Raw genomic sequence first — 4,954 nt, 5'->3', positions numbered from 1 at the left:
GCCGCTCTGGAGCAGGCCTTGATCACCCGCTTTGGCACGCTGGGACGTGTGCCGGAGCCTTTCCTGCTGCGCTCGGATAACGGTCTGGTCTTCACCAGCCGTGACTACACGCGCCTGGTGCGCAGCTACGGCCTGAAACAGGAATTCATCACGCCGCACTGCCCGCAGCAGAACGGGATGGTGGAGCGCGTAATCCGGACACTCAAGGAGCAGTGCGTGCATCGCCACCGCTTTGAGAGCCAAGTCCATGCCCTGCGGATCATTGGCGACTGGATTGGCTTCTACAACCAACAGCGCCCACATCAGGCGCTGAAGATGATGACCCCGGACGCGGCTTATGCCGCTACATTAACCGCATGACCTGAGCAGAAACCGGTGGGTCATTACACTACACCCGACTGGATTCTTATAACCCCAAGTACACGCAGTTGTCGAACATCAATGAAGCCACCGCAATAAAATATATAAACGAAGCTGTCTCAAAATATCCTGCCGGCGCTGTCATTGCCAACGTGCCTTCGAGTGGAACGTTGGCGGGGAAGCGGCTCGTAGGGGATTTAATTTTGGAGATTCCTCCGCAGCTGAAGCCGATTCCAAAGTCTATTCTAGATCACGCGGCGCGTCGAAATGTTACAATTAGAGATTCAAATGGGAGGGTGTATTGATAATGGATTCTATTATTTACTGTCAGCAGTGGTTTCGAAGATACAAGAAAATTGTAAATCCAATGTCCGCGGAAGAGGCGGAGAGGCTGCATAATGCCGGGCTTTCATACGCAGCACTGCTAGGGCCTGAGGATGCTCCTCGGGCATATGTTCAGATGCTGTTGGATAAGAAAGTAATATTAGTTGGATTCTTGGATGCGCATTGCCGTGAGTATTTGAGCTATCAGTTTGAGTTCATGGGCGGCTCAAGAATTTTCCTGAGTTTGGCTACATTTAGGAAGTATTCTATCGAAAGTGAATCCGTTATTTACGGCGAAACCTACTCATTTTCGGTTTCCGGAGAAGCTGCGATTCTGGAAACAGACTTCAGTACAAATGAGTCTCGTGAGCTTAGTAAGGAATATGATGCAAGTAGCCATTTTATCGAAATGCCTGACTTTGGTGATTTTGAGAGTCTGGCCAGAGAGGAGTGGTTATAGTGGTCCGCACAATTTCTAGAATTTGATGGAAATTTGCGGAACTCACCTTGCCGATGCCACTGTGGAGATCGTTCTGACCGCTGGAGCTTGGCGCATGCTCCTTTGCAATATCTCGTTCATGAGAGGATAGGCGAGTAGCTGACCACGTTCCCGATCTCCCGGTCATATTTCAATCGAGGATCTATTCTGTTGCGAGGAGAATGGAAAATCGAACCTCGCCGGCCTCCTGAACTTCCAGTTTCGGGGTGAAGAGGTGACAACTCTTCTAGAGGGTTCGAACAGGAGACTTTGTCGATGCAGCATGAAATCATCTACTGCCAGCGGTGGTTTCGACAGTATAGGAAAGTCGTGGATCCAGTTTCAACGGATGAAACGAAGTTTCGGCATCGCACCAGGCTTTCATATGTCGCTCTTTTGGGTGGTAAGGAAAGGTAATCCCCCCGCAGGTTAGCCGCAGCCAGAAGTGGAATTTTCTCGTAACCTAACCCGAGGAGATCCCATGAAGAAATCACGATTCACAGACAGCCGGATCATCGCCGTACTCAAGCAGGCCGAGGCCGGCACGCCTGTCCCGGACCTTTGCCGACAGCATGGCATCAGCTCAGCGACGTTCTACAAGTGGCGCAGCAAGTTCGGCGGCATGGATGCGTCCATGGTGTCCCAGCTAAAAGAACTGCAGGACGAGAACCGGCGGCTGAAGAAGATGTACGCCGATGCGCAGCTCAGTGCCGAGCTGCTGAAGGAAGCGCTCTCAAAAAAATGGTGAGGCCATCTCAGCGTCGCGAGATGGCCAGACGGGCGGTCCAGGCAGGCATCACCAGCATCGTTCATGCGTGCAGGACGTTCGAGGTGAGTCAGACCTGCTACCACTATCAGGCCAAGGCCTGCCAAGAAAATGCGATCATCGCCGACTGGTTGCTCAGGCTGACCAGCGCCTACCGCGATTGGGGCTTTGGGCTGTGCTTCCTGCACCTACGCAACGTGAAGGGCTTCGCTTGGAACCACAAGCGCGTGTATCGGATCTATCGCGATTTGGAGCTGAATCTGAGCATCAAGCCGCGCAAGCGCATCGTCCGGGAAGTGCCGGAGCCTTTGGCCGCGCCTGAGGCGGTCAACCAGACATGGTCGATGGATTTCATGCACGATCAGCTGGCTGATGGACGCAGCTTCCGGATGCTCAACGTACTGGATGACTTCAACCGCCAGGGACTGGCGATGGAGGTCGACATCTCCTTGCCTGCGGCGCGCGTCATCCGCAGCTTGGAACAGGTCATTCAATGGCGCGCAAAGCCCCGCGCCATACGCTGCGACAATGGGCCCGAGTACATCAGCGGAGCGCTGCAAGCATGGGCCGAGCGGCAAGACATTGCGCTGCTCTACATCCCGCCAGGCAATCCTCAGCAGAACGCCTACATCGAGCGCTACAACCGGACCGTGCGTCACGCTTGGCTTGCTAGCATCTGTTCAATGACATCGAACAGGTCCAGGAAATCACCACTCGTTGGCTATGGACTTACAACCACGAGCGCCCAAGCATGGCGCTCGGCGGCATCACGCCAGTGCAGAAGCTTGCACTGGCAGCGTAGTTCCATTTTTGGCGACCGCTAAAAGCGGGGGGATTACACAGTAGTCGGGCCCAACCTTAGGCCAGGCAACATCTGGGAGACGTTCGAGCTGCCAGCGCTTAAGCAGAATCCAAAAGTTGATAAGATCATGACAGTCGACCCTTCTACTGGTAAGGATAAGCTGGTTTGGTCAAGAAAGTAGACACTATGAGCCTAATGAAAATAAGTATAGGTTCCATTTTTGCTGCCTACTATGGATTCGGGTTTGAAGCGTATCCGAAGGCCAGCAGGGAACGCTTGGAGGAATTGGTAGGTTCAGAGAGCCTGCGTGATTCGGAGAAGTTGATCGAAGAAGTGGTTAGCGAGCTTGGGCAGCTTCGTCCGGACTGGTCAACTCAATCCCTAGAATCCGTTGGTGATTGGGTCAAAGTGCAGATGCTTGCTACACGCCCAACTCTGGACGGACTCTCGCTCGATACACTGGCGTGGGTGTTCACCTGGTCCAATCGATAGGCCATGTACGGAACACCTAGTCGGCGTTCCAATTGCCAGTGTGATGATGATGACCTCCTCCCAATAATTCAGACCAGCCAGAACTAGAATATTCGGCGACACTCAGGCCCAAGGAGGCCCGTCGCCATGTGGAACCGGCTGCGGGCGCACTATTGGTACGCCTGTATTGACCGAGACCGCCGGCGCGTTGGCAGTGCAGGCCGGACGGGTCGGCGGCCCAGTTGGCGTGGAGAACGTCGGCCTGGTCGCACAGGGATGCAATGGGGCAAGGGCATCCATGCCCTAGGAATACTATCTGGCGAAGTTGATGCCGGAAGAAGCCAGGTTACCACCCAACTTCAAGACGTTCGATTTCTTCGATGACGCGACTGGCTTGGCAATCAGCGCGAAAACTTTGGATACAACCACGCTTTCCCGACTGACCAATCCGCGGCAGATCTTTACGACCCTGAGGGGAAATATTGACGATGCAGCCGCTTTTACTGGACACCGGCTCAGCAATGTAAGCCTGTCCGCATCGCAGATAACGCAGCGTGAGGTCCATGTGGCAATTCCAAAGAACACCGGGTCGGCTCAGTGGGATGAGGTTATGAAGGCCGTGGAATACGGCAAGCTCAAGGGAATTACAGTCAAGGTCACCACGGTTGAGCAATATGAATGACGTTGAAAAGAGACCGTCCACGGTCATATTGAGTGGGAAGGATTTCATTCTTGTGCATACCCTTTCAGGCTACCGAAGTATGCGATGGGACCCGTTGGGGGAAAAAATCTTGTTACATGGCGGCGCCGAAGATCACCTAATCGGTGAGGCCCTTCTTAGAGCGCTGGATGCAAGCCGCTTTGTTCTCGCCGCGCCTCGTCATGACGTCTGGATCCATCCGGACGTGACCTTTGACAAGGACCTGTACGACCTGAAATTGAACGGACAGTACTACGAGGCATGTATTGACGACGTTGTGCGTCAATTGGGGTACAAGAACAAGCGTGCGCTGTTCAAGTCTGTATCCAGCTGCCATGCCGAGCGCATTCGCGAGCAGATAGTCGTATCCCCTTCCGTCCAAGAAAAGCTCGATGCATGGGCAGCACTGCCGGAAGATCAGAACGTCGTTTTGAGCGCCACAAGCACTCCTTCAGAGATTGGCGTCGGCGTTCGCCTTGCTATTTCACGCTGTAGTTGAACATGGGGCAGATCTATCTGCCATCGGGGCGCGGCCACTGCTGGTAGGACCGGGCTGATGTGGGTCACATGGCCCCTTGGGGTGCCGCGCCCGTCCAACTCGAGTGTTGCAAAGGAATCGCCACAGACAATCACGCTCGTTCTCCGGCTTCTATGTCTACGCTGAAGCGAGCGTGGGCAGCAGCAGGTCCAACGCGAACAGCACCACCTGGCAGAACACCACGCTCACGGGCCAGAACATCTCGCTCAAGGCCGAGGGTGACACCACCCTGCGCGGTGCCACCGCGACGGCCGACCGCATCGATGTAAAGGCCGGCGGCACGCTGACCATCGAGTCGCTGCAGGACGTGGCGGAAAGCATGTCCAAGAACAGCCAGGTGGGCGGCCGGGTGCAGGTGTCGTTCGGCACCGCCTGGAGTGCCGACGGCTACGCCAGCGGAGGCAAATCCAACGGCAGTTATCAGGGCGTGGGCCAGCAGTCGGGCCTGTTCGCCGGTGATGGCGGCTACCACGTCGATGCCGGCCACGTGAACCTGGTGGGCGGTGCGATTGCCA

6 protein-coding genes and 1 pseudogene are annotated in these 4,954 nt (G+C 55.1%); all 7 read left to right on the top strand.

Features of this window, described 5'->3' with window-relative positions; all coding sequences use genetic code 11:
* Positions 1 to 360, top strand: a 360-nt coding sequence (locus BCL79_RS00055) for an integrase core domain-containing protein (RefSeq protein ID WP_147433818.1), incomplete at its 5' end; no start/stop codon positions are given.
* Between the two features lie 307 nt (positions 361 to 667).
* The gene (locus tag BCL79_RS00050; RefSeq protein WP_147433817.1) at positions 668 to 1,144 is read left to right on the top strand and encodes a hypothetical protein; all 477 of its coding nucleotides are present in this window, start codon (positions 668 to 670) and stop codon (positions 1,142 to 1,144) included.
* A 499-nt stretch (positions 1,145 to 1,643) separates the two neighbouring features.
* Positions 1,644 to 2,730, top strand: a pseudogene (locus BCL79_RS00045) (IS3 family transposase).
* Positions 2,731 to 2,895: 165 nt separating this feature from the next.
* Complete coding sequence (locus BCL79_RS00040; RefSeq protein ID WP_121036598.1) at positions 2,896 to 3,222, top strand: hypothetical protein; 327 nt, start codon at positions 2,896 to 2,898, stop codon at positions 3,220 to 3,222.
* Positions 3,223 to 3,517: 295 nt separating this feature from the next.
* Positions 3,518 to 3,883, top strand: coding sequence for a hypothetical protein (locus BCL79_RS00035; protein WP_343182206.1), 366 nt, complete (start codon positions 3,518 to 3,520; stop codon positions 3,881 to 3,883).
* Complete coding sequence (locus BCL79_RS00030; RefSeq protein WP_121036596.1) at positions 3,876 to 4,400, top strand: contact-dependent growth inhibition system immunity protein; 525 nt, start codon at positions 3,876 to 3,878, stop codon at positions 4,398 to 4,400. Before BCL79_RS00035 ends, BCL79_RS00030 begins: the two co-directional genes overlap by 8 nt.
* Before the next feature lie 172 nt (positions 4,401 to 4,572).
* Positions 4,573 to 4,954: hemagglutinin repeat-containing protein (locus BCL79_RS00025; protein ID WP_259462062.1), on the top strand; the 382-nt coding region annotated here is incomplete at its 3' end.

This window comes from Stenotrophomonas rhizophila (assembly GCF_003651185.1).
Taxonomy (GTDB): Bacteria; Pseudomonadota; Gammaproteobacteria; order Xanthomonadales; family Xanthomonadaceae; genus Stenotrophomonas; species Stenotrophomonas maltophilia_Z.
The sequence above is the reverse complement of the archived record's forward strand: the minus strand, read 5'-3'. Positions and strand labels throughout refer to the sequence as shown.